The organism is Entomomonas moraniae (assembly GCF_003991975.1).
In the GTDB taxonomy this organism is placed as follows: Bacteria; Pseudomonadota; Gammaproteobacteria; order Pseudomonadales; family Pseudomonadaceae; genus Entomomonas; species Entomomonas moraniae.
The window spans coordinates 466,033-492,048 of sequence record NZ_CP029822.1; the positions used below are offsets into that span (position 1 = coordinate 466,033).

Sequence of the window (26,016 nt, forward strand, 5' to 3'; positions counted from 1 at the left end):
CTGAACGATTAATAAGCCTTAGGAGAAAAAGATGACACAAGCCACAGTAAAAGAATTAGCTAAAAGCGTGAATACCACAGTTGATCGACTACTTCAGCAAATGAAAGAAGCCGGGCTACCTCATAACAGTGCTGACCAAAAAGTATCTGAAGAGGAAAAACAAAAGCTATATGATCATTTAAGTCGTGATAAAGTTGAGGTGAAAGCACCTAAAAAAATTACCTTAAAACGAACCACAACTGAGAAGATCAAAACAGCAGGTAATAAAACGGTAGAGGTCAAACAACGGAAAAAGAAAACCTTTGTTAAGCGTGATCTTGCGGTAGAGGAGAGTCTAGCAGAAGATACTCTCGTAAAGGAAGAGAATGAAGCTATTGATACAAACATCAAAAAAGACAAGCCTATTCATAAAAAAACCGAATCTGCTGAAAAAGTAGAAAAAGTGGTAGAAAATGTACCTGGACAGGTAAAAGCAAAAGAAACTGTACAAGTTAAGCCAGATGAAAAAGCAAAAGAGTCTACACCTGCTGTTGATGTACCTAAAAGAAAAGAACCGATTGAAAAAGTGAAAGTAGAACCTGTTAATAGAATTCCAACAACCAATAAAGTAGCGGTTGAAGTACGACGCAAAGGTGATAGCACTCCAGTGGAACCTGAGATCACCGAAAAAGTTGAAGTGCAAGAAGTTGTAAGTGCACCTAAAGCAGTTGAAGCGAACGATGCAGACAGTGCTCCAAAAGCTAAGGCTAAAAAAGATAAACCAGTTATTCGTGAAGAACCTCGTCGTGCGTCGCGTAGTCGTGATGAGGAAGAGGAGCGTCGTGAACGTAAAGCCGCTGCTGCAAAGCCATCAAAAACAGCAGCGCCACGTAATATTCATGCTATCGTAGATGAAGAGGAAGAGGGTTATAGTAGCCGTCGTGGTGGTAGTCGTAACAGCAAATATAAACAGCAAAAGAAACGTGCGGTAGAAAATCAGCATGGTTTCCAAGCACCAGTGGGGCCTGTTGTGAGAGAAGTTAGTATTGGGGAAACGATTACCGTTGCTGAACTAGCTCAACAAATGAGTATTAAAGGTGCCGAAGTTGTTAAGCTCATGTTTAAAATGGGTACTCCAGTAACCATTAACCAAGTGCTTGATCGTGATACAGCACAAATTATTGTAGAAGACTTAGGTCATACCGTTAAGTTAATTAATGACAATGCGTTAGAAGATCAATTGGCTGAATCATTAAAATTTGAAGGTGAAGCAATTCATCGTGCACCTGTTGTAACGGTAATGGGACATGTTGACCATGGTAAAACTTCATTGCTTGACTACATCCGTCGTACCAAGGTAGCGACAGGTGAAGCCGGTGGTATTACACAGCATATTGGTGCATACCATGTTCAAACTGATAGAGGAATGATTACCTTTTTAGATACACCAGGACATGCCGCATTTACTGCGATGCGTGCGCGCGGAGCACAAGCAACGGATATCGTAATCCTCGTGGTAGCGGCTGATGATGGTGTGATGCCACAAACAGAAGAAGCTGTTCAACATGCTAAAGCGGCAGGCGTTCCTCTTGTTGTAGCTATTAATAAGATCGATAAGCCAGAAGCAGACATTGATCGGATAAAAAATGAGTTAGCAGGCCGAGATGTTATCCCAGAAGATTGGGGCGGTGATACACAATTTATACCTGTATCTGCTAAGCAAGGAACCAATGTTGATACCTTATTAGAAGCTGTGTTACTACAAGCTGAGTTGTTAGAGTTAACTGCTGTTCCAACAGCACCCGCACAAGGTATCGTGATTGAATCTCGCCTTGATAAAGGCCGCGGCCCTGTTGCGACGATACTTGTTCAGAACGGAACATTACATCAAGGTGATATGCTACTTGTCGGTGTTAACTACGGTCGTGTTCGCGCCATGTTAGATGAATCAGGTAAACCTATTAAAGAGGCGGGGCCATCTATCCCTGTTGAAGTCCTTGGACTCGATGGGACGCCAAATGCGGGTGATGATGTCAATGTAGTTGCTGATGAGAAAAAAGCGCGTGAAGTTGCTCTATTCCGTCAAGGCAAGTTCCGTGAAGTTAAACTTGCTCGCCAACAATCAACGAAGTTAGAAAATATCTTCGATAACATGGCTCAAAGTGAGAAGAAAACGCTTAATATCGTTATTAAAGCTGATGTACGTGGTTCGCTTGAAGCATTACAATCATCCTTATCTGATTTAGGTAATGATGAAGTACAAGTATGTGTTGTCGGAACTGGAGTAGGGGGAATCACCGAGAGTGATGCAAACCTTGCACTAGCTTCTCATGCGGTGATCTTTGGTTTCAACGTACGTGCTGATGCAGGTGCTCGTAAAATTATCGAGACAGAGGGCATTGACTTACGTTACTACAATGTTATTTATGACATTATTGAAGATGTGAAGAAAGCCTTATCCGGTATGTTAGGTAACGATGTTCGTGAAACGATTATCGGTATTGCCGAAGTACGTGATGTATTTCGCTCACCTAAATTTGGTGCAATTGCTGGTTGTATGGTGGTTGAGGGTATTGTTCACCGTAATCGTCCAATTCGTGTATTACGTGACGATGTTGTTATTTTTGAAGGTGAGTTAGAATCACTACGCCGTTTCAAAGATGACGTTGCTGAGGTGCGTGCTAACATGGAATGTGGTATCGGTGTGAAGAGTTATAATGATGTAAAAGTAGGCGATAAGATTGAAGTGTTCGAGAAAGTGCAAGTTGCCCGCACACTTTAATAAAATACGCTTTATTTGATGAGTTCTCCATAACTTCTCGGTTATGGAGAACTTATTTATTAAAAAATATTGAAAATGATTAGGTTAAATAAATACTATGGCTAAAGAGTATAGTCGTACCCAACGCGTAGGTGATCAAATGCAACGTGAGTTAGCACAGCTAATACAGCGTGAAATTAAAGACCCACGTCTAGGGATTGTGACCGTTACCGCCGTTGATGTGGCGCGTGATTTAGCATATGCTAAAGTGTTTATCACCGTGATGGGGAAAGATGGTCAAAAGGAAATTGAACAGTCTTTAGAGATTTTAACTAATGCAGCGGGTTATTTACGCAGTTTATTAGGAAAATCAATGAAGATAAGAACAATACCACAGTTAAAATTTATGTATGATGAAAGTATTGTTCGTGGTAGTACAATGTCTGCCTTGATTGATAAGGCATTGGCAGCAGACCGTAAACTTCACCATGGAGAAGATAACGAGTGACTCAAGTAAAGCGCAAACGTAGAAATGTTGATGGTATTCTTATTTTAAATAAACCTTTAACATTTAGTTCTAATGGCGCACTACAAAAAGTTCGCTGGTTATTTAACGCCAATAAAGCAGGACATACAGGCAGTTTAGACCCTTTAGCAACGGGGGTGTTGCCGATTTGTTTTGGTGAGGCAACGAAGTTCTCACAATACTTGCTTAATGCTGATAAGTGCTATGAAGCGGTGATGCAGTTAGGGATCATTACGACTACGGGTGATGCAGAAGGGGAAGTACTAGAGCAAAAGGCTGTTAATTGTACAGAAGCAGATCTTTTAGCCGTATTACCCCGTTTTAGAGGCGAAATCAGCCAAGTTCCTCCCATGTATTCCGCCATTAAGAAAGATGGGCAGCCACTTTATAAATTAGCAAGAGCAGGTGCGGTGGTAGAAAGAGAAGCGCGCCAAATCATGATTGATGAATTATCACTTCTTTCTTTTGAGGGTGATAAAGCACGTATTTCTGTTGCCTGCAGTAAGGGTACTTACATTCGTACGTTGGTTGAAGATATAGGGGCTGCATTAGGTTGTGGAGCCCATGTGGCTAAGCTATGCAGAACAGAGGCTGGTCCCTTTCATTTAGAGCAAGCCATTGACCTTGAAACATTGATCCAATTACATGAGCAATCCGGCTGCGAGGCATTGAATCAATTTTTGTTACCAATTGATGCAGGTTTATTGCATTGGCCCGCGATACAACTAACAGAACATACCAGTTACTATTGGCTCCATGGTCAGCCAGTGCGTGCACCAGATGCTCCTTTGGATACCTATATTCGCGTGAAGGATCATCAAAACCGATTTATTGGTGTTGGCGAGGTCGCCAGTGATGGTCGCTTAGCACCAAAACGATTAATACAAAATGCAGAATAACTGTTATAATAGTAAAGTAATATAAGGTTTTAAGAATAGGCATTAATACATTAATGTCTTAGGAGGATAGCTGTTAGCAGACACGGTTATACCTCTTTTTTTACAACACAGGGTTTCCCTGGTCTGCTTTTTTGAAAAGGTATTTAAAATGGCACTAACAGTTGAAGAAAAGGCTCAAATCATCAAGCAATATGCACGTGGTAAAGATGATACTGGTTCACCAGAAGTTCAAATTGCATTATTAACTGCTAATATTAATAAATTGAGCGGTCACTTTAAAAGCAATGCGAAAGATCATCACTCACGTCGTGGTTTAATCCGTATGGTTAACCAACGTCGTAAGCTTCAAGAATACTTAAGAAACAAAGATTCTGAACGCTATGCAGCATTAATTGCAAGTCTGGGGCTTCGTCGCTAAGCTGTACTAAGCTGGAAACCAGGTCATGCTGCTTCCAGCTTTTATTTTAACGTGCCGTAATACTATTATGTCTGATTAAGTAGGGTCCAATACCCCATTAATCAATCCATTTAGAGTCGATAGATAAGAAGGAAAATACCGTGCTAAATCCGGTTACAAAACAATTTCAATTTGGTCAGTCAACAGTTACCTTAGAAACAGGGCGTATTGCTCGCCAAGCTAATGGTGCTGTATTAGTCACAGTAGATAATGATGTCAGTGTGTTGGTAACAGTGGTTGCTGCTAAAACAGCAACGGAAGGGCAAGACTTCTTCCCATTGTCAGTTCATTACCAAGAAAAAACCTATGCGGCAGGTCGCATTCCTGGTGGTTTTACTAAGCGTGAAGGTCGCCCTTCAGAAAAAGAAACATTAACCTCTCGTTTAATCGATCGTCCGATTCGTCCTTTATTTCCCGAAGGTTTCTACAATGAAGTACAAGTAATTTGTACCGTACTTTCTACTAGCAAGAAAACAGACCCAGATGTTGCTGCGATGATTGGTACTTCAGCTGCTCTTGCTATTTCAGGGATCCCTTTCGAAGGGCCTATTGGTGCAGCACGTGTTGGTTTCCATATTGAATCAGGTTATTTATTAAACCCAACCTATGAGCAGCTAGAGGCTTCACACCTTGATATGGTGGTAGCAGGTACTGAGACAGCTGTATTAATGGTTGAGTCTGAAGCTAAAGAGCTAACAGAAGACCAAATGTTAGGTGGTGTACTTTATGCACACCAAGAATTCCAATCTGTTATTAAGGCTATCAAAGAATTTGCTGCCCAAGTAAATACGTCTAGTTTTGAATGGCAAGCAGCTCCTGAAAATACAGCACTAATTAATGAGATTAAATCAGAGTTTGGCGCTATGATTTCCCAAGCCTATACCATTACTAAAAAACAAGAGCGTTATACCACCTTAGATAACTTGCGTAATGATGCTATTGCAAGAATTGTTGGTGAAAAAGGTGAGTATTCTGAACAAGAAGTTAAAAATGCTTTTGGTTTATTAGAGTACCGTATTGTTCGTGAAAACATAGTTAATGGTAAACCTCGTATTGATGGTCGTGATACACGTACAGTGCGTCCTCTTAATATCCAAACAGGTGTGTTGAATAAAACCCATGGTTCAGCATTGTTTACCCGTGGTGAAACACAGGCTCTTGTTGTGACTACACTAGGCACCGCTCGTGATTCTCAACTGCTTGACGCACTTGAGGGAGAAAGACGTGATGCCTTCATGCTGCATTATAACTTCCCTCCATTTTCTGTTGGTGAGTGTGGACGTATGGGGAGTGTAGGGCGTCGTGAAATTGGTCATGGTCGTCTTGCTCGCCGTGGTGTACAAGCTGTATTACCAAATGAGGCAGAATTCCCTTATACCATCCGTGTGGTTTCTGAAATTACAGAATCAAATGGTTCTAGTTCTATGGCCTCTGTGTGCGGTGCCTCATTATCATTAATGGATGCCGGTGTTCCTTTACGTGCTCCTGTTGCAGGTATTGCTATGGGCTTGGTTAAAGAAGGTGAGAAATTCGCTGTATTAACCGATATTTTAGGTGACGAAGACCATTTAGGTGATATGGACTTTAAAGTAGCGGGTACTGCTCAAGGTGTGACCGCGTTACAAATGGACATCAAGATTAATGGTATTACCGAAGAGATTATGGAAATTGCGCTAAACCAAGCATTAGAAGCACGTTTACATATCCTTAAGCAAATGAATGCTGTGCTTGATAAGCCACGTGCACTATCTGCTAATGCTCCTACGATGCTAACTTTTAAGATTGATCCTGATAAGATTCGTGATGTAATTGGTAAAGGTGGTGCCGTTATTCGTGGTATCTGTGAAGAAACTAAAGCCTCTATCGATATTGATGATAATGGCGTACTTAAAATCTTTGGTGAAACTAAAGAGGCAGCAGAGCTTGCACAAAATCGTGTTTTAGCCATTACAGCAGAAGCTGAAGTAGGCAAGATCTACGAAGGTAAGGTTGAGCGCATTGTTGATTTTGGTGCCTTTGTTAATATTTTACCAGGTAAAGATGGTTTAGTTCATATTTCTCAAATCAGCGATCAACGTGTTGAAAAAGTGACTGACGTATTAAAAGAAGGTCAAATGGTGCGTGTGATGGTGGTTGATGTTGATAACCGTGGACGTATCAAGCTTTCTATTAAAGACGCAGTAGCTGCCGATGCCGCAGCAACAGGTGCTCCTGTAGTGACTTCTGTACAAGAGTAGTCTTTGTTGTTGTTAAAAAGCCCTGCTTATGCAGGGCTTTTTTTATGGCAGTTAATGTAACTTTTTAGAAAGGATGTCATTGAGTTCTTCATCTGTCATAAATTCATCACAAATTAAATCCTGTCCTGCAATGGCATGTTCTTCGGCTGCCCATGCGCCTAGATCAATTAATTTACAGCGCTCGCTACAAAATGGTCGAAAGGGATTTTTACTGCTAAACAGCACTTCTTTTTGGCATGTAGGGCATTTGATTAGTTTGTGGTTATTCATGGTATTTTTGTTGCGATAAAGTTAGGTAATGTTGATGTAAACGATCAACCTCTGTTACCAAGTTGTTGACTGAACCATCATTATAAATGATATCTTGAGCATACTGTAATCTTTCATTGCGAGGGAGTTGTGTTTGCATAATTGCTTTAACTTGCTCCTCAGTGCAATGGTCCCGCGCTATGCTTCGTTCAACTTGCAATGTTTCAGGAGCATCAATAACTAAGATATGATTCACTAGTTGGATTTGATTTGTTTCTATTAGCAAAGGAGAAACTAAAATAGCATAGGGAGAAGATACATTATTAAGGAAATTAACGATTTCTTGGCGAATCAGTGGGTGCAGTAGTTGTTCTAACCATTGACGTTGTCCTGGTGTATTGAAAATTATTTTACGAAGTGCTGCTCGGTCTAAATTGCCGTCAGGTAGTAGTATTTTAGCACCAAAGTGATCATGAATTTGATCTAATGCTGGTTTCCCTTTAGATACAACTAGACGAGCCGCAAAGTCTGCATCAATCGCTCCAATTCCTCTATTAGTGAATAGGCGTACAATAGTGCTTTTACCACTGCCAATGCCACCAGTAATGCCTAGAACCCACTTTTTCACAAAATAAGATCTCTGATGTTAAAAATAGAATTAATTAAAGTTAAACTCAGCTTATTGAATCCCTGAGAACTCAAGATAAGCGGTAACAATTTGTTGTCCCCATAAGAGGGCAATCCAGCCAGCAATAGCTAAATAGGGACCATAAGGTATTTTATTATTACCTTTAAAACATAACATGCTAATAATACCAATAATAGCACCAGCAGCGGCAGAGAAGAGGATAACAACTGGAATTATTTGGTAGCCAGCCCATGCACCGAATAAGGCTAATAGTTTAAAGTCTCCATGTCCAATGCCATCCATGCCACGAATGAGTTTAAATAAAGCATTAACGATCCATAAAGTTAGATAACCTATGACCGCACCGAGTATAGATTCAGTCAGTGTAATGTTTGGAAAATAGTCAAAAACATGTGCAAGAATGCCTAACCACAATAAAGGTAAAACAAGGCTGTCGGGTAAGAGTTGATGATCAATATCGATCATACTCATGGCGATAAGTCCCCACGTAAGGAAAATCAATAATAGTGCTTCAATCGAAAAACCTAGTTGCCAAGCAATCCAGCCTGATAATAAACACGAAAGTAGTTCGATTAAAGGATAGCGAATACTGATTGGTGACTTACAACCTCTACAACGTCCTTTTAAAAAAAGATAACTTAAAATAGGAATATTTTCTAAAGCACTGATTTTATGTCCACAGTGTGGGCAGGTTGAAGCGGGGAGGATAAGGTTAAAACGTACAGGATTTTCTGTAGGTTTAGGAATCTCTAATATTTCTCTCGCTTCTTTACGCCAACTATTCATCATCATCACAGGAAGACGATAAATCACAACATTGAGGAAACTCCCTACTAATAAACCAATAAGCAGGGAAGCAAAGATAAAAAATGCAGGATAATCAATAAATACAGACATCTAATTAAACAACTTGCCCCATTTGGAAGATAGGTAAGTACATCGCAATAATAAGCGTACCAATAATAACCCCTAATACCACCATGATAACGGGTTCCATTAATGCTGATAAGCTATCCACGATGGTATCAACAACTTCCTCATAGAAGTCTGCTGCTTTTCCAAGCATCCCATCGAGAGAACCTGACTCTTCACCAATAGCGGTTAACTGAATGGCCAGAGAGGGGAATACACCACTACTACGCATTGCAAAATTAAGTTGGCGACCTGTGGATACATCTTGTTTAATTTTTAGTACTGCATTTTTATAAACAATATTACCCGTTGCACCGGCAACTGATTCTAATGCTTCAACTAAAGGAACTCCAGCAGCAAAAGTAGTAGATAGCGTACGTGTGAAACGAGCAATAGAAGAGTTATGGATGACGGCGCCGATTACAGGGACACGCAATAACCCCCTATCAACAATATTACGAAATGACATTGATCGTTTATAAGTTTCTTTAAAAGCAAACCCAATGACGATGATAGCTATAATTACTTTCCATCCATCCGATTGAAGGTATTCAGAAGCATCCACTACTTGTTGAGTTAACCATGGTAGATCAGCACCAAAACTGGTAAAAACTTGAGCAAACTGAGGAACGACCTTGACTAATAGAATAGCTGACACAATAGCCGCTACTACAAGAATAGCAATAGGATAGATCATGGCCTTTTTGATTTTTTTCTTTAGAGACTCGCTTTTTTCTTTATAGCCTGCAACACGATCTAATAAGGTTTCTAACGTACCTGATTTTTCCCCTGACTCAATCAAACTACAATATAGTTCGTCAAAATAAAGTGGCCGTTTCCTTAATGCTGAAGTAAAACTATTACCTGAAGCAACCTCTATCTTAATATTATCTAACAGTTCCCTTATTTTTGGCTTTTCTGCCCCTTCAGCAATAATTTCTAATGCTTGAATCATAGGGACACCTGCTTTAATCATAGTGGCAAGCTGGCGGGTAATAATAGCAATATCGAGAGGTTTTATTTTACCACCAATACCTAGCTCTAGCTTACGGCTAATTTGTTTTGCGGTAATACCTTGTTTACGAAGGATTGCCTTAATAACCGTAGGGTCTGTTGCATTAAGCTCACCCTTAAGTTTTGCGCCTGACTTATCGACACCTTTCCACAAATAAGTACGCGTTTTTGCTGCTTGTGCCATGGACACCTCTATTTACCAATATTTCGTAACACGTTTTAAGTGTACTTTATTCCATTAATTTAAGGTTAAACTCATCATTATATCAAACTTATCCATCATAACTAAAAGTCTAATATTTTTCACCATCAAGGTGTGATAAGTATCAAAAAAAATTAATCTGATGTCACTCGATTGACTTCCTCAAGACTCGTTAAGCCTGCCATAACTTTTTTGAGTCCTGATGTGCGTAAGTCATCAAACCCTTCTTTTCTTGCTTCATCGGCAATCTCGATAGAGTTGCCCTCTGCCATAATAATACGTTGTAATGCAGGTGTTATTTTAACGACCTCATAAATACCTACACGACCCTTATAGCCATTATTACAGCGATCGCAGCCTTTGGGGCCGAACACGCTAAAAGTACCTATTTTCTCAGGAGGAAATCCTGCTTTTATTAATACTTCTTTAGGGAGCTCTAACTCTTCTTTACAATGACCACACAGTCTTCTAGCTAACCGCTGAGCAATGATAAGGTTTACAGACGTTGCTAAGTTAAAGGCTGCGACCCCCATATTCATTAAACGTGTTAATGTTTCAGGAGCACTGTTGGTATGCAGCGTAGACATTACCATATGACCTGTTTGTGCTGCTTTAATAGCAATTTCTGCTGTTTCAAGGTCACGAATTTCCCCCACCATGATAATGTCAGGGTCTTGACGTAAGAATGCCCGGAGTGCTGAGGAGAAGTCTAAACCCTGTCGAGGATTAACGTTAACTTGGTTGATCCCTTCAAGGTTGATTTCTACAGGGTCTTCAGCGGTTGAAATATTGATATCAGGAGTATTTAAAATATTAAGACCTGTATAAAGAGATACCGTTTTACCTGATCCTGTGGGGCCAGTTACTAGAATCATTCCTTGAGGATGACCTAAAGCATCCAAATAAAGTTGTTTTTGATCAGGTTCATAACCAAGCTGATCAATTCCTAATTGGGCACTGGAAGAGTCTAAAATACGTAATACAATCTTTTCACCCCATAGGGTAGGGCATGAGTTAACCCGAAAATCGATAGATTTTCTTTCTGAAACTTTTAATTTAATACGTCCATCTTGAGGTTTTCTACGCTCAGAAATATCCATATTTGACATGACCTTTAGGCGCGCAGAAATACGTGAAGCAAGTTCTAAAGGTGGACGTGATTTTATTTGTAAAATACCATCTGTACGAAAACGGACTCGATAACTTTTTTCATAGGGCTCGAAATGTAAGTCAGACGCGCCTGAACGAATAGCCATAAGAAGCATTTGATTGACGAAGTTAACAATTGATTCATCTTCTTTTTCCTCATCACCTGCCGCCATCGTTTTTGTTAAGTTGGTGGTAGTAACTTGCTCGGCACCCTCATCAAAAAAACGATCAAGCAACGAGGTCAGTTTGTCGTCTTCAATTAAAATTGCATCGAGAGGTAATCCAGTATTAAACTGAATATCTTTGAGACCTTGTTGATTGGCAGGGTCTGAAATACCAATGAATAGGTTATTGCCTCGTCTCCATAAAGGGATAACACGGTGTTTTCTGGCTAGCTTCTCTGTAATAATTGTTCTTAAAGCTGTATCAATGGATAGGCTTGATAAGTCAAAAAGAGGTAAACCAAACCGTTCAGAAATAATTGCGGCTAACGCTTTTGCGCTCGCTTTTTTGTTTTGAACGAGATAATTAACCAGCGATAAATGTTCTACTTTTGCTTGCTCCACAGCTTTATGGAGATCGCTTTCTGATAAAAGATTGCTGTCAGCAAATATTTTTGCAAGCCCAGTGAGGGCTTGAGGAGATGCATTCATACGATTAATATAATCCCTAAAACTAAGCTATGATTTATAAATTAATAAAAAATTATTAACTGCAAGTATACTCATTCTCTTATAAGTAATAAAGTATTTTACCGCGTCATTGTAGATAAAACTATGATTTTCATTAAGAACTAACAAAAAGGCTTCATGAAGAAGCCTTTTTTAAGTTATTTATGATGAATTTTTTCAACGATTTTTTCATGCCATAACTGAGGGCCTGTTGTATGTACAGAAATCCCTGTGCTATCGACAGCAACAGTGACTGGCATATCCTCTACATCAAACTCATAAATAGCTTCCATTCCAAGCTCGGGGAATGCAAGTACTTTTGATTTCTTAATAGCTTGTGCTACAAGATAAGCTGCACCACCTACAGCCATAAGGTAGACAGCTTTGTTATCTTTGATAGCTTCAATGGCGACAGGGCCGCGTTCAGACTTACCAATCATCCCTAATAAGCCTGTTTGTTCAAGGATTTGACGGGTAAATTTATCCATACGTGTTGCCGTTGTAGGGCCAGCTGGGCCAACTACTTCATCGCGTACAGGGTCGACAGGGCCAACATAGTAAATAAAGCGACCTTTTAAATCTACAGGAAGTTTTTCACCTTTATTAAGCATGTCGACCATGCGTTTATGGGCAGCATCACGACCCGTTAACATTTTACCGTTTAATAATAAAGTTTCACCTGACTTCCAAGTTAATACATCTTCTGGTTTTAATGTATCAAGATTTACGCGGCGTGCTGTATTTGCACCAGATTCTGTTATTTCAGGATAAGCAGATAAAGGTGGTGCTTTAAGTTCAGCAGGGCCAGAACCATCAAGCACAAAGTGTGCATGGCGGGTTGCAGCGCAGTTAGGAATCATGCAAACAGGCAAAGAGGCTGCATGCGTAGGGTAGTCTTTGATTTTGACATCAAGAACAGTGGTTAGTCCGCCCAAACCTTGTGCACCAATACCTAATTCATTTACTTTTTCAAAGAGTTCTAAGCGTAATTCTTCAGTACGGTTTTTAGCGCCACGTGCTTTTAGTTCGTGGATATCGATGTGTTCCATGAGCGATTCTTTTGCCATGAGGGCCGCTTTTTCAGCCGTACCACCAATACCAATACCTAACATGCCAGGAGGACACCAGCCTGCACCCATCGTAGGTACGGTTTTTAATACCCAGTCTACAACGGAGTCAGAAGGATTTAACATTGCCATTTTGCTCTTATTTTCAGAACCACCGCCTTTAGCAGCAATATCTATTTCGACAGTATTACCAGGTACGACAGAGTAATGAATAACTGCAGGAGTATTATCTTTAGTGTTTTTGCGTGCACCAGCAGGATCAGCTAATATTGAAGCACGTAAGACATTATCTGGACAAGTATAAGCACGGCGAACGCCTTCATTAATCATTTCGTCAAGGCTCATGGTTGTACCATTCCATTGCACATCCATACCAACTTTAACGAACACAGTTACAATCCCTGTATCTTGGCAGATAGGGCGATGCCCAGTGGCACACATTTTAGAGTTAACGAGGATTTGAGCAATGGCATCTTTTGCAGCCGGTGACTCTTCACGGTCATAAGCTTCTTTCATTGCTTCAATAAAATCAAGCGGATGATAATAAGAAATATATTGCAGTGCATCAGCTACACTTTGAATAACATCATCTTGTTTAATCACGGTCATATTATTTCTCTATTTTAGTTAGTTTATGCTAATTATTTTAAAATTATAGCGTATATTGCGTGAAGTGGGGTTAAGAAATTAGATAAAAGCATGCAAATATAGTTAACTCGTTGACTCAAGGCATAATGTTATTTTGCAAGTGCGCGAGTTAGGTGATAATAATTAATAAATGTTGATATGAAGCTATTGTTAGGTAGGGGTAAGCTAACTTTGACAGGGTGCGTTGATACTGAAGGATTAAAGGTCAAGCCGTAGTTGAATTTGAGGTGTATTATTTGGAGTTGAATAGAAAACATAGTGTCGTTTCAATGCAAATGATAGTTAATATCATTTGCATTTATGAGCAGTTGAAAATTAGAATATGCAAATTTTAACTATATTGCTATTCAAGGGTGTTTTAATGTATCAGCCAGTATCATCAACCGATTGTAAAAAAATAGGCTTAACCAAAGCAATGCTGGTTGCATTATTGACACCTTGTTTTTTGTGGGGGCAATCGATTAATGCAGAAGAAAAACAACGCGATACCCCTTCGGTTTCAGAAGTTGATCCATTACAGTTAGAAACGTTTGATATCAGTGCAGATGCTTCTGCTAATGGGCTTAGTGAAGCTTATAGTGGTGGGCAAGTGGCACGCGGGGCTCGTATTGGTATCTTGGGTAATCAAGATATGATGGATTCTTCGTTTGTCAGCACTGCTTATACCTCTAAAATGATTCAAGATACCCAAGCGCAAAGTGTTTCGGATGTTGTGCGTAATGACCCCAGTGTCCAAGTTGCTCGTGGCTTTGGAAATTTTCAAGAAGTTTATGTGATTCGTGGCTTTCCTATTTACTCGGATGATATGATGTACAACGGGTTGTACGGTATTTTACCTCGTCAATATGTGTCGACTGAGTTTTTAGAACGAGTTGAGGTTTTTCGGGGCGCTAATTCTTTTTTAAATGGAGCGGCGCCAGGTGGGAGTGGTATTGGAGGAGCAATTAATTTATTGCCAAAAAGAGCAGGTAGTGAGCCACTTACAAGGCTATCGACAGGTGTCCAGTCTGGAGGTGAATGGTATACGGCCACAGATCTCGCGCGTCGCTTTGGTGATGAGCAACAGTTTGGCGTTCGTTTGAATGCAGCACGTCATAAAGGCGATACAGCAATAAAGCGTGAGCATAGAAAGCTTGATATGTTGTCATTAGGTTTAGATTATCACACCGATACCGTGAGGTTGTCGAGTGACTTGGGGTATCAAGATCAGCGGCTTGATCAGCCTCGTCCTAGTGTTACACCTTCAGGGTCAGGCGTTCTAAGTGTTCCTAATGCTAAAGAAAATTATGGGCAACCATGGACCTACTCTATGGAGCGTCAAACTTTTGGAACATTTAGAGGTGAGTGGGATATTTTAGACAATGTAACAGGCTGGGCAGCCTTGGGTATGCGTAAAGGAACGGAGCACAGTATTCTATCAGGGCCAACAGCACAGGATGATGGTTCTTTTAAAGCAAGACGTTCTACGGTGGCAAGAGAAGATACTGTCCTTTCGGGTGATATGGGGTTCATGGGGAACTTCATGACAGGGCCTATTTCTCATCAATGGGCAATTTCCCATAACTTATATAATTTACGCTCACGTAATGCTTATGCATGGTCTGCTAACTCTATTACAGGCAATATTTACTATCCTAATTACTCACTGATGCCGACTGATAATTCACTGGTGGGTGGAGATTTGTCAGCCCCTCATGTGACGGATCGAACACAAATGCACAGTACAGCCATTGTTGATACTGTAGGCTTATTTGAAGATACCTTACTTTTAACGGCGGGGCTTCGTCGACAAAATTTGAATGTTAAGAGTTATAACTATAATACAGGTAATCGAGCCTCATCATATAATAAAGGTGTCACAACACCTATGTATGGTTTAGTTTATAAATTTAACCCTGAGTTTTCATTTTATGCCAATCATATAGAAGGGCTTGCTAAAGGGGATATAGCGCCTTCAGTGAGTGGTGGTACTCCTGTAGTCAATGCAGGTGAGGCTCTAACACCTTATCGTTCAAGGCAAACAGAGTTTGGGTTGAAGTACGATGGTGAAAATATAGGCGGTAGTTTGTCTTACTTTACCACTAAAAAACCCTTTAGTACTGTTAAAAATGGCTATTTTTCTGCTGGCGGTAAGCAACGTAATCAAGGCGTTGAGCTTATGTTCTTTGGCGAACCTGTCGAAACTGTCAGATTATTAGGTGGTATAACTTATATTCACGCGAAGCAAATTAAAGTCGCTGATCAAGCAACAAAAGATAAGTATGTAATTGGTGTTCCTAAATATCGTGCTAATTTAAATGCTGAATGGGATATTCCTTTTATAGAAAACTTAGCAGTAAATACCCAAGTGATGTATACGGCTAAGCAATATGTTAATGCTACGAATACATTGCAGGTTCCCTCATGGACGAGAGTAGATTTAGGCGCACGCTACTTGATCCATGTTGGTAAACAAAAAGTCACACTTCGAGCTAAAGTAGAAAATGTAGCCAATAGAAAGTATTGGGCATCGGTTGGAGGATATGCAGGCGCTAACTACCTAACCATGGGAGACCCAAGAACTTACTTGTTCTCCATGGACGTTGATTTCTAAGAAATGAAACCATTACAAGGACAAACCATGTTGAAGTATCGATTAGCAGTGGCTATTCGCTGCTTAATCGCCAGTGCAGGAGGTTATACGTTGTCGGTGGCGTGTAATCTCTTTCTAGCCTTTTATCTTCCTTTACCTAAAGCCGAGGCAGTGATTGCGGCTAACCTACTGTCTATTATTATTTTTTGCTGCGTGGTCTGTTGGGTGTTTAGTGTTGCTAGTAATACAAAAGCTTTTATCATAACGTTTATTCTGAGTGTATTACTTTTTTTATTGGTTTATATACACTCATGAGGCAAAACATGCACGAGGGATTTAGGCAATCACAGGCATGGTTGCATTCATGGGCAGGGCTGGTGATAAGTTGGCTCTTATACTTGATTTTTGTAACAGGCACATTGAGTGTTTTTCGGGGTGAAATCGATTATTGGATGCAGCCAGAGCTGCATGCAATAGGTAAAGTTCGCCAAGATCAGAAGATAGATACGCTGGAGACTGTTTTTAACAGCTTCAATACTGACAATCAAAAAATAGCATTTGCTTCTATTTCTTTAGGGGCTAGCTATCAACCAACCATCAGTGTCCGAAAATTTGTGGATGGTAAGCGGCAACATGAAACCTATGATCCGCGCACAGAGCGAAAAATAAACTTATCACGCACGGTGGGCGGAAATTTCTTTTATCGAATGCATTATCAGTTATGGTATCTTTCGCCTTGGACGGGGAGAGTGATAGTTGCGTTAATCACAGCAATGATGTTAGTCACAATCATCACTGGGATTATTACGCATAAAAAAATATTGACTGACTTTTTTGTTTTTCGTCCGTATAAAGGATTACGTTCTTGGCTTGATGGTCATATCATTTCTGGTGTAATTATCTTACCTTTTTTGGTGATGATTGCTTTTAGCGGTTTGGTTATTTTAATCGGTTTTTTTATGCCTTGGGGGGCAAAGGCTGTTTACGGCAATCAGCAAGGCAATTTATATCAACAGGCTTTTAATTTTCCAAATTTTAATGAGTCTGCTAGCGATATAAAGCAGAATATGCCATCCGCCAATCATTTGATTGAACAGTTTCATTCGTTATACCCCCATAAAAAAATCAGCGCAATCACCCTTTATAACCCTAGTCGTGAAAACACTAAGATAGTGGTGAGTGCAGAGGATGAAAACAGTGTTAATGCGGTGGGTGTGGTTTTTAATAGCCAAGGTGATGTGGTGAGTGAGATAGGCGCTACTAATACGGCAGCGGCTATTCAGGAATCACTTAATTCATTGCACCGAGCCCATTATGCTAATTATGCTCTTCGTTGGTTATATTTTTTAGCAGGTCTTGCAGGCTGTTTTATGATCGCTAGTGGCTTGATCTTATGGTCTAAAAAGCGCATTGTAAAAAATAAAAAGCAGACAACGCCAATGCAGCGTATTGTACAGACTCTTAATATTACTTGTATCGCTGGGCTTTGTGTAGCTGTGCCTAGCTTGTTGATTATTAATAAATTGATAGCTGGAAAGGTTAGTCAACAACCTGCATGGGAAGTGGCTGGATTTTTTATTGTTTGGGCTTTAACTTTTTTTTATAGCATTATTCGTTTGTCTTCTAAAGCATGGTATGAAATATTTTTTATGGCTGCTTTAATGTGTGTCGGTATTTTTATCGTTAATCTTTTTTATCCCTACAGTAATATGTTTTATGCGGCCATGCATGATGACTGGATATTAGCTAGCGTTGATATGCTTGCCATCGCTTTTTCTTTTATTTTCTTTTTTATAGGCTATAAGATACGTTCATCCTATAAAAAAATAGTTTAGGTTAGTCATCATGCTTTTAATTTTATTTATTGGATTATTTTTAGGCTTAAGCTACATTGCTCTTGGTATGAAAAAGCACCAAGCTACCATTGTCTCCCCTAAAGTGTTAGCTAAAAGCAATAGGCTAGCTTTTGTATTAGGGACAGGCTTATTAATGATTTGCCTTATCTATACGCTGTATACTGCGGGGGTTGGTATAGGGTTGGTTTATTATTTAGGTGTATTTACGCTTATGCACCTCTTAGTCATTTTGTTTGTGCATTATGCACCTAAGAGACTAGCTTATATGACAGGGTTTTATTTTTTGTTAGTCAAGTAGTGCATTGAAAAGCTACATCGACGGCTTATTGATCTTAGTCTTAAATGAAAGATGACTACAGTAAGAAACTGATTGTATAATAATCTCACTAATATCAATTATTCGCCTCATGCATGAGTTTATTATTTAAGGGGTGAGTATCACTAATATTTTACGTTAAGGGTAATTAAAAGTTATGTCTAACTTACAGACAGCCGTTGTGCGGAGTTTTCGAATAGAAGCAATCAATATTGTCAGTATTGAATTGGAACCTGTTAAGGGAGAACACTTTGAATCATTCACAGCAGGTTCTCATATCGATTTACACCTCCCTAATGGATTAGTACGCAGTTATTCATTAATGAACTCCCCTGAGCAGAAAGATGTTTATAAATTAGGTATTTTACTTGACCCTAATAGTCAAGGCGGTTCTGCTTATATTCATCATGAGTTAAGCGTAGGCCAAACACTTACTATTTCAAAACCGCGCAATAACTTCCCACTTGATGAGGGACAACATCACAGTGTTTTAGTTGCAGGTGGTATTGGTATTACCCCTATTTACTGTATGTTGATACGTCTATTAGCCTTAGGTCATTCTGTTGAGTTAATTTATTGTGCTCGTAGCCGTATAGAGGCAGCGTATATTCCTGAGTTAGAAGCATTAAATGTAAAAATCACATGGCATTTTGACGAAGAAGATAATGGAATGCCTAATCTAGCGTCATATCTAGCAGGGTTAGATAAAACAGCTCATTTTTACTGCTGTGGCCCCTCTAGTATGTTAGAAAGTTTTGAAGCAACCTGCCAAAAACTAGGCTATGTTAATCATCATGTCGAGTATTTTCAGGCTAAACAATCAATTACGCCAGCAGCGCAACATGAATATGTAGTGGAGCTTGCTAAGTCGGGGCTGACTTTAGATGTTCCAGCCGATACTTCATTACTTGCTGTTATTGAAAATGCCGGCGTGTTAGTGAATACTGCATGTCGTGAAGGCATCTGTGGTGCTTGTACCACAAAAGTGTTGGAGGGGATTCCAGATCATCAAGACTCGGTATTAAGTCCGAAGCAACAGGCGAAAAATGATGTGATGATGGTGTGTGTGTCTGGGTGTAAAAGTAAAAAATTAGTGCTTGATTTATAGCCAATAAAAAAGCGACCGATAAGGTCGCTTTTTTATTGTAGAAGAAGATTACTTATTAGACTCTTCTTCACTACTTGCAGGAATATCTTGTAGATTAGTTAAATTACTGGCATCAATCACAACGTTATTAGGGTCAATATTATCACCATAAAAAGGTTTTACTGTTTTATCATAAGCTTTATGGAAGAATTCTTCATTTTGTAATTTAGTAATTTCATCATCTAACCATGTTGCTAATTCTTGATTACCTTGTTTAACTGCTGGCGCAATAACATCTGCGCCTCCTACTTGGTGTAGTGCAACATCAAAGTCAGGGTTGTTTTTAGTCCATGCATAAAGCAGCGTATTGTCATGAGCTAAACCTACACCGCGACCATCTTTTAATGCTGCAAATGCTTCAGAGTTATGGTCGTATTTTTGTAACGTTACATTAGGGTAGTTTTTAGCAAAGTAAGTTTCAGCCGTTGTTCCTTTATTAACAATAAGGACCTTGCCCTCTAATTGGGATACATCTGTAATCGGTGCTCCTTTGGGGGAAACAACACCAATAGCCGTTTTCATGTAAGGTTTTGCAAAAATAACTTGGCTAGCACGCTCAGGTGTGACAGTAAAGTTAGCCAATGTAATATCAACTTTATTAGCGTTTAATACATTAATACGGTTTTGAGCTTCAGTTAATACAAACTTAGCGCGATTTTCGTCTCCTAATAAATCTTTGGCTAAGCGTTTCGCTAGCTCAATGTCATAACCTTGGCTTTTACCACTTTTATCTATATAGCCAAAAGGTGGTTTATCACTAAAAACAGCCACACGTAATTCACCACGGTCTTTAATAGCTTGTAGGCTAGAGGCAGAAGGTGCTTGTTTTTGTTCCACTTCAGGCTTATCGTTATTGCCACAGCCTGATAAAGCGAAACAAAGAATGCCTGTAACGAGTAGTCCTGTTTTTTTATTAAATAGCTTCATTGTAGTGGTCCTTTAAAAATCAAATACAGTTAAAAATTGTTTGGCGCGCTCTGTTTGTGGTGCATTAAAAAATTGTTCTGGTTCTGCGGTTTCAATTATTTTACCCTGATCCATAAAAACGATCTGATCAGCGACACGACGCGCAAAATTAAGCTCATGGGTAACAAGAATCATTGTCATCCCTTGTTTGGCTAAATCTTGAATTACTTCTAAAACTTCCCTTACCATCTCAGGATCAAGAGAAGCGGTTACTTCATCAAACAGCATAATATCAGGATTCATGCATAATGCACGCACAATTGCGATACGCTGTTTTTGTCCACCAGATAATTGTCTTGGAAAGGCTTGTTTACGATCTAATAAACCCACGCGATTCAGTAATTCATCGGCCTCTTTCATTACCTCGTCTTTATTACGCTTTTGTACCTTTAGAGGGCCTAATAAAATGTTATCAATCACATTCATATTAGGGAATAAATCATAACTTTGAAAGACCATGCCAATTTTTTGGCGAATACAAATCCACGAGGTAGAGGGGCTATTTAATTCAAATCCTTCGAAAAGGATAGAACCTTGCTGAATTGGCTCAAGGCCATTTAAACAGCGTAAAAAAGTTGATTTGCCACAGCCAGAGGGGCCTAAAATAGCAATAACCTCACCTTTGTGAACGGATAAATCAATACCTTTTAAAATTTCCCGATCACCAAAGCGCTTGTGAAGATCCGTTACTTGTAATAATACTTCTGAATTCTCTATCATATAAAACCTAACGTTACTCCTTAGACTTTGCGAGGCGCTGCGATAATTTGGAAAGGGGATAGCAAATGATAAAAAAGAGTAATAAAATAAAACCATAAATCCAAAACCGTGCCATATCATTCCCCATCATTTCAGCATACTCAATAATCTCTTTGCCAACTTTAATTAAATCTTGCACACCAATTAAGACCAATAAAGAGGTTGTCATAATAATCCGTGCGGCTAAATTAATAGCAGGGGCAAGTGCTAACTTTAACGCTTGAGGCAGTAGCACATAACGATACATTTGTACTTTATTAAGTCCAATCGCTAATGCCGATTCTTTTTGGTGTTTAGGGAGTGAAATAATCGCACTACGAATAATATCGCTCATCTCAGCCGATCCCCAAAAGCTAAATGCTAAAATACCCACTAAGCGACCATCGAGATTTAGATTTAAAACGTTGGGTAAAATATAATATAAAATATAAAGTAAAACTAACGTAGGTAATACGCGCACAACTTCTAAATAGGTACGAAAAATAAAGCGAATGGCTTTGTTGTTAGAGGTACGAATAATGCCAAATACAGTACCTAAAATAGTACTAATAAAAATAGCAATAAACGAAACCTCTAGGGTAAAGTAAAGGCCTTCTAATAATCGCTTGATTGTTATCCAGTCAAAGAGGACATCAATTCCCAAATTCTGCACGGCGTACCCTCTTTTCAACATAAGACAAAATGAAAATGAATGGCACAATGACCACTAAGTAAGACAACACAAGCAATAATAAATTATCATTGGTTGGGCCGCCATTATTGATAAAGTTAATGGCAATAGTTGTGACATCTGTTCCCGCAATAGCCGTAAAAACTGATGTTTCTTTAAATAAGAAAATACAGTTAGCCCCGAGCGCAGGCACACAATAAGAAATGGCCTGAGGTAAGATAATGTAACGTACCATTTGCCAACGGTTTAAACCAATGGCTTGTCCAGATTCAAACTGTGACTTCGCCACGGCCTCAATACCACTACGAAAAGCTTCCGCCATATAGGCACCGCCTAATAGTGATAGGCCGAGTAGGGCGGTTGTTTCAAAGCTTAAGGTAATATTAAGAGCACGAGGTAAACCATAATAAATAAAGAATAAATGCAGTAAAAGTGGTGTATTTCTAAAAAAAGCCACATAGCCTTTTGCGATTTGTGAAAAAACAGCAATTCGATAAAAAATAACAACACTGCATAATGCACCAATTAATATTGCAGCTCCAATACCGACAGCCGATATTTTTAGCGTTAGCCATAAGGCCTGCTCAAAGCTTGGTAATACTTGTTGAATATATGACCAGCTAAACACTTAAACCCCTTAGGTTATTAAATCAATCACTTAAAGGTAGCAATTAAACCGCGGTTAGCTAAAACAGTCAAACAACTTTTCTCTATATCAATATAACCGAACTTAAAATTGCTTATAATGGGTTAAGTGAAAAATAAATATTTGCTAAACTGTTAGTTATAGACTAATCACAGGAGTGTATTATGATGAAGAAGTTGGATGGTTATTTAGCAGAATGCTACCAACAATTAACCAAGCATTGTTATCATAATAATGGCGCTCCTATTTTCGACCAACAAAAAATAAATAAAGCAGTGCTTGCTTGTCAATTTGATCTGTTAGTTTTACTTAAAAATGAGTTTTCATCCCTTGAAAAAATAGCCATGCTCACAGCAAAAGAGTATTGGTTACACGAGGCGTTAGAATTAACCCCTGTTATACAACTATTGGCGCAAAAATTATCTGATGGTTTAGCCTTTAAAGCACCCGCAATAAGGGCGAAAAGAAAATGTTTATTAGCATTATTGTCTCAAGATGAAAACGATAATCTTTTTACAGGGCTTGACGACTTTTTTGAAAGCTTTGCAGTATTGGATCTTCCTTTGGTGATGGTTAAACCATTACTGGATAATCACTTTGAAGGCGCACTAAAAAAAGTAGATTACAAAACAGCGGAAAGCAGTAATAGTAGCAGTTTTTCATTTAAAATAATGGAGTAAGCTTAAGAATTATTGTGGATGGTCTTTTTTAAAACACTAGCTTCATAATAGACTCGCCCATAAAAAATTGATGTGCTCATCATGAAGATGACAAAAAAATCGTTATGGTTAGCAAGACATTTGTCAATGCTAAATCTAAACTCCATTCTAGAATAGATTTAAATGCAGTATAAGGCACTACTAATAAACGCATATTAAGGAGTCTAATCATGCACCAAGAAGCATTGGGATTAATTGAAACCAAAGGTTTGGTTGCCGCCATTGAAGCGGCTGATGCAATGGTCAAATCAGCAAACGTTACCATCGTTGGCTATGAAAAAATTGGCTCAGCATTAGTAACCGTTATGGTGCGAGGTGATGTGGGTGCAGTTAAGGCTGCGACTGATGCCGGTGCAGCAGCTGCACAAAGGTTAGGTGAGATACTTGCTGTGCATGTTATTCCACGCCCGCATTCAGACATTGAGACGCTTTTATCGCAATTATCCACTAAATAGGGCCAAGGGGTTGAGTGATGAGTACTGATCTTGTTGAAAAAGTCATGGCTGAAGTGCTTCAAAGAATAGAGACCAAAAAGCCAAAGGTTGACTCGAATCATGATCAAGGGGCTGCTACGTTACAAAAGCTATCCTCTTGTGGCCTGACAGAGTTTGTCGGAACAGCGAGAGGACACACCATAGGTTTAGTCATTGCTAATGTAGACCCTCAACTCCATGAAATGATGAAGCTAGATAAAAAGTTTCGCGCCATCGGTGTTATTGGTTCAAGAACAGGGGCGGGCCCACAAATATTTGCTGCCGATGAAGCGGTGAAAGCCACCAATACAGAAGCGTTACGTATTGAATTGCCTCGAGACACCGAGGGTGGTGCAGGGCATGGTTGCTTAATTATATTAGGTTCTGAAGATGTGTCAGATGCACGACGGGCAGTAGAAGTTACCTTGAAAGAAATAGAACGTACCATGGGCGATGTTTATGGCTCACCCGCAGGGCATCTAGAGTTTGAATATACCGCACGTGCCAGTGGTGTTATACATAAAGCCTTTGGGGCACCTTTAAACCAAGCATTTGGCATGGTAATAGGCGCGCCCGCGGCGATAGGCGTGGTACTTGCTGATGTGGCGGCTAAAGCTGCAACAATAACGCCTGTAGGGTATGCATCACCTGCTTCTGGTACTAGTTTTAGTAATGAGGTTATCTACAGTTTTACAGGTGACTCTGGCGCTGTAAGGCAAGCAGTGATTGCTGCCCGCGAAGTAGGGCTACAATTATTATCAACACTAGACCCAGCTCCTCTTGTGTCTAACACTACGCCCTATATTTGAGTATTAACGCGTTATAAACGGTAGAAATAGAAAAGAGGCTAAAGTGTTTTTAAGGTGTAAGGCACTGCGTGGAGAATGGAGTTAGCAATAAGCCACCTCATTTGCTGTTGCCTTTATTCTAAAATAATCATCTGGCTAGGTATTACTACGTTTAAGAACGATAAAGATACTCTGATTACTCAAGGGAAATAGGTAGTGAACATACTAAGTATTTTCCTTTTTTGTATATGTTATTCATGTCTAACATCAAGGTTATGACTGATAAATTTAACAATCACGGGGTTGTGTTGACTTTATGTTACGCTTGATTTTATATTAAGACGTGTAAGGATTTTATAGCGGTATTTTCTAGGAAACACCCTTGATAAAATGAGTGTTTCTCAAAAGATGTCTCCATTAACCTGTTGCAGATTGATCTATGATGAACACACTTTTCCACATGGATGATCTTTTAAGCGTAGATAGATTACAAAAGTTACAGGATAACTTTAGTGATGCTACAGGGCTTGCTTTAGTCGCGGTTAATGAACGTGGAGAACCTATCACAAAGCCTAGCGGCTTTTCATCGTTCTGTTTACTGTATCGTTCTTCTGAAAAAGGGCGGGCAAAATGTTCTGAGTGCGATAATGTCGGTGGTCGAAAGGCAATGCAAGCGGGCGAACCCATTATTTATCGCTGTGGCTGTGGGCTTGCTGAGTTTGCTGTACCTATAGAAGTTGAGGGGCATTACTTAGGTGCCATGCTTTCTGGGCAGGTGAAGCTAAGCGAACAAGAAGCGAAATCATTTGACTATATTATGGATGAGGATACTTCTTGGAAGGGCGATGAAAAACTAGTTCATTTGCATCGTGAAGTGCAGACAATTGCATTTAAAAAATTTAAAGCAGCGGCTTATTCACTCTACCATTTGACACATTATTTGGTGGAGCAAGGCTATACCAATATCATTCAATCGAAGCTCCATAAACAAACGTTAGAGTTACTCAATCATTCTAAGCATCGAGCCGAGTTAGAAAAATCATTACAAGAGGCAGAGCTACAGGCACTAACCTACCAAATTAACCCACATTTTTTATTTAATGTCTTGAGTACTATTGGTCGTTTAGCCTTATTAGAAAACGCAGAAAAAACAGAAGCGATGGTATATGGCTTCTCTGACATGATGCGCTATATACTCAGAAAAAATAACAATAAATTAATCACTATTCAAAGCGAAATTGAGCATGTGACGAACTACCTTTCACTACAAAAAGTGCGTATGGGTGATAAGTTTTCGCTAAACTTGTCGATTCCTGAAAAATATTACCATATTCCGTGCCCTTTTATGGTTATCCAGCCCCTTGTTGAAAATAGTTTTAACTATGCGATTGAACCGCGTGGTGATTTCGCCCATTTGTCGATTATCGGCTTTGATAATGGGCGTGATGTCATTATTGAAGTAACAGATGATGGCGATGGCATGACGCAAGAAATGATAACCTCTGCATTAGAAGGTAACTTAAACAACACGAAGCGAAAAGGGCTTGGTATTTTTAATGTGAGTAATCGGCTAAAGCTAAATTTTGGGGATAGTTATGGGCTTGAAATAGAAAGTGCGGGGCGTAAAGGCTTGGGAACAAAAGTACGTATTCGTTGCCCCATTGTACAATCAACGCATTAAATA

General features: G+C 39.4%; 24 protein-coding genes. 14 read left to right on the forward strand and 10 right to left on the reverse strand.

Translation table 11 applies throughout. The features are described from left to right. Positions 1-31 precede the first annotated feature (31 nt). The 5 genes from infB to pnp all read left to right on the forward strand — a co-directional run bounded on the left by infB (position 32) and on the right by pnp (position 6,859). Positions 32-2,761, forward strand: coding sequence for a translation initiation factor IF-2 (gene infB, locus DM558_RS02295; RefSeq protein ID WP_127161870.1), 2,730 nt, complete (start codon positions 32-34; stop codon positions 2,759-2,761). Positions 2,762-2,858: 97 nt separating this feature from the next. After that, positions 2,859-3,248, forward strand: coding sequence for a 30S ribosome-binding factor RbfA (gene rbfA / locus DM558_RS02300; RefSeq protein WP_109703240.1), 390 nt, complete (start codon positions 2,859-2,861; stop codon positions 3,246-3,248). Next, on the forward strand, positions 3,245-4,165 hold the full coding sequence (gene truB, locus DM558_RS02305; RefSeq protein WP_127161871.1) for a tRNA pseudouridine(55) synthase TruB: 921 nt from the start codon (positions 3,245-3,247) through the stop codon (positions 4,163-4,165). The genes rbfA and truB overlap by 4 nt, the downstream gene beginning before the upstream one ends. Before the next feature lie 148 nt (positions 4,166-4,313). Beyond that, entirely contained in the window at positions 4,314-4,583 is a 270-nt protein-coding gene (gene rpsO, locus DM558_RS02310) for a 30S ribosomal protein S15 (protein WP_109703238.1), read from the forward strand. Between the two features lie 140 nt (positions 4,584-4,723). Next, a complete protein-coding gene (gene pnp / locus DM558_RS02315) occupies positions 4,724-6,859 on the forward strand; it encodes a polyribonucleotide nucleotidyltransferase (protein WP_127161872.1) in 2,136 nt (711 codons plus the stop codon). Positions 6,860-6,910: 51 nt separating this feature from the next. Here pnp and yacG read toward each other — a convergent pair whose 3' ends face one another. The 6 genes from yacG to DM558_RS02345 all read right to left on the reverse strand — a co-directional run bounded on the left by yacG (position 6,911) and on the right by DM558_RS02345 (position 13,381). Next, positions 6,911-7,129, reverse strand: coding sequence for a DNA gyrase inhibitor YacG (gene yacG, locus DM558_RS02320; RefSeq protein WP_127161873.1), 219 nt, complete (start codon positions 7,127-7,129; stop codon positions 6,911-6,913). After that, positions 7,122-7,736, reverse strand: coding sequence for a dephospho-CoA kinase (gene coaE / locus DM558_RS02325; RefSeq protein WP_127161874.1), 615 nt, complete (start codon positions 7,734-7,736; stop codon positions 7,122-7,124). The genes yacG and coaE overlap by 8 nt, the downstream gene beginning before the upstream one ends. Positions 7,737-7,787: 51 nt before the next feature. Beyond that, positions 7,788-8,654 carry a prepilin peptidase gene (locus DM558_RS02330; RefSeq protein ID WP_127161875.1) on the reverse strand — a complete coding sequence of 289 codons (867 nt, stop codon included), beginning with the start codon at positions 8,652-8,654 and terminating at the stop codon, positions 7,788-7,790. Positions 8,655-8,658: 4 nt separating this feature from the next. Continuing rightward, a complete protein-coding gene (locus DM558_RS02335; RefSeq protein WP_127161876.1) occupies positions 8,659-9,867 on the reverse strand; it encodes a type II secretion system F family protein in 1,209 nt (402 codons plus the stop codon). Between the two features lie 152 nt (positions 9,868-10,019). Further along, positions 10,020-11,687 (reverse strand): type IV-A pilus assembly ATPase PilB, encoded by a 1,668-nt coding sequence (gene pilB / locus DM558_RS02340; protein WP_127161877.1) that lies wholly within the window; start codon positions 11,685-11,687, stop codon positions 10,020-10,022. A 176-nt stretch (positions 11,688-11,863) separates the two neighbouring features. Then, the gene (locus DM558_RS02345; RefSeq protein ID WP_127161878.1) at positions 11,864-13,381 is read right to left on the reverse strand and encodes a fumarate hydratase; all 1,518 of its coding nucleotides are present in this window, start codon (positions 13,379-13,381) and stop codon (positions 11,864-11,866) included. 400 nt (positions 13,382-13,781) lie between these two features. Here DM558_RS02345 and DM558_RS02350 point away from each other — a divergent pair, with 400 nt between their 5' ends. The 5 genes from DM558_RS02350 (at position 13,782) to DM558_RS02370 (ending at position 19,272) form a co-directional block, all read left to right on the forward strand. Then, complete coding sequence (locus DM558_RS02350) at positions 13,782-16,013, forward strand: TonB-dependent receptor (RefSeq protein WP_228411792.1); 2,232 nt, start codon at positions 13,782-13,784, stop codon at positions 16,011-16,013. A gap of 3 nt (positions 16,014-16,016) precedes the next feature. Further along, positions 16,017-16,307 (forward strand): iron transporter, encoded by a 291-nt coding sequence (locus DM558_RS02355; RefSeq protein ID WP_109703230.1) that lies wholly within the window; start codon positions 16,017-16,019, stop codon positions 16,305-16,307. 8 nt (positions 16,308-16,315) lie between these two features. Next, positions 16,316-17,827, forward strand: coding sequence for a PepSY-associated TM helix domain-containing protein (locus tag DM558_RS02360; protein ID WP_164731224.1), 1,512 nt, complete (start codon positions 16,316-16,318; stop codon positions 17,825-17,827). Between the two features lie 10 nt (positions 17,828-17,837). Further along, complete coding sequence (locus tag DM558_RS02365) at positions 17,838-18,146, forward strand: DUF3325 domain-containing protein (protein ID WP_127161880.1); 309 nt, start codon at positions 17,838-17,840, stop codon at positions 18,144-18,146. Positions 18,147-18,321: 175 nt separating this feature from the next. Further along, positions 18,322-19,272, forward strand: coding sequence for a PDR/VanB family oxidoreductase (locus DM558_RS02370; protein ID WP_109703226.1), 951 nt, complete (start codon positions 18,322-18,324; stop codon positions 19,270-19,272). Positions 19,273-19,320: 48 nt separating this feature from the next. Here the strand turns inward: DM558_RS02370 and DM558_RS02375 are convergent, their stop codons facing one another. The 4 genes from DM558_RS02375 to DM558_RS02390 are packed head-to-tail and all read right to left on the reverse strand — an operon-like array spanning position 19,321 to position 22,334. Further along, on the reverse strand, positions 19,321-20,238 hold the full coding sequence (locus tag DM558_RS02375; protein WP_127161881.1) for a cysteine ABC transporter substrate-binding protein: 918 nt from the start codon (positions 20,236-20,238) through the stop codon (positions 19,321-19,323). Positions 20,239-20,250: 12 nt separating this feature from the next. Beyond that, entirely contained in the window at positions 20,251-20,997 is a 747-nt protein-coding gene (locus tag DM558_RS02380) for an amino acid ABC transporter ATP-binding protein (RefSeq protein ID WP_109703224.1), read from the reverse strand. A 13-nt stretch (positions 20,998-21,010) separates the two neighbouring features. Next, positions 21,011-21,688, reverse strand: a complete 678-nt coding sequence (locus DM558_RS02385; RefSeq protein ID WP_127161882.1) for an amino acid ABC transporter permease — start codon at positions 21,686-21,688, stop codon at positions 21,011-21,013. After that, entirely contained in the window at positions 21,669-22,334 is a 666-nt protein-coding gene (locus DM558_RS02390; protein WP_109703222.1) for an amino acid ABC transporter permease, read from the reverse strand. The genes DM558_RS02385 and DM558_RS02390 overlap by 20 nt, the downstream gene beginning before the upstream one ends. Positions 22,335-22,516: 182 nt before the next feature. Between DM558_RS02390 and DM558_RS02395 the strand changes: the two genes are divergently transcribed. The 4 genes from DM558_RS02395 to DM558_RS02410 all read left to right on the forward strand — a co-directional run bounded on the left by DM558_RS02395 (position 22,517) and on the right by DM558_RS02410 (position 26,013). Continuing rightward, on the forward strand, positions 22,517-23,032 hold the full coding sequence (locus tag DM558_RS02395) for a hypothetical protein (protein WP_127161883.1): 516 nt from the start codon (positions 22,517-22,519) through the stop codon (positions 23,030-23,032). Positions 23,033-23,241: 209 nt separating this feature from the next. Beyond that, positions 23,242-23,526 (forward strand): propanediol utilization microcompartment protein PduA, encoded by a 285-nt coding sequence (gene pduA / locus DM558_RS02400; protein WP_127161884.1) that lies wholly within the window; start codon positions 23,242-23,244, stop codon positions 23,524-23,526. 17 nt (positions 23,527-23,543) lie between these two features. Next, complete coding sequence (pduB, locus tag DM558_RS02405; RefSeq protein ID WP_127161885.1) at positions 23,544-24,353, forward strand: propanediol utilization microcompartment protein PduB; 810 nt, start codon at positions 23,544-23,546, stop codon at positions 24,351-24,353. Positions 24,354-24,771: 418 nt separating this feature from the next. Further along, entirely contained in the window at positions 24,772-26,013 is a 1,242-nt protein-coding gene (locus DM558_RS02410) for a sensor histidine kinase (protein WP_228411793.1), read from the forward strand. The last annotated feature ends 3 nt before the right edge of the window (positions 26,014-26,016 follow it).